At 50.8% G+C, this 242-nt stretch carries 1 protein-coding gene; it reads right to left on the bottom strand.

Features of this window, described 5'->3' with window-relative positions:
• On the bottom strand, nt 1-242 hold a 242-nt coding region (locus tag ACYP03_RS27610; RefSeq protein WP_459782885.1), incomplete at both ends, for an MHYT domain-containing protein.

Below are 242 nucleotides of genomic sequence, written 5' to 3'. Positions count from 1 at the left end.
TAATGGCCAATAAATAATGACGCTGGCTGCCGGGAATGAATGCCGGATCGGGCTGGCCGACAAAACGGGTCGCTTCCATGGCGGTATAATGCATGCCTGCAATGGCAAGACCCATGACAACACTGGCAATGAGCTGGATCTGATAGCCAGGCATTGAGCGATGTTTGCGCAGACCAAAACTGATCCATAAGGCCAGTGTGGCTAATGAGGCGGCGACTAAAATGGAGAGTGCAAATAAAACA

Source organism: Photobacterium sp. R1, assembly GCF_054600795.1.
Note: the sequence above shows the minus strand (reverse complement) of the source record. Positions and strands in the feature narration are given on the sequence as shown.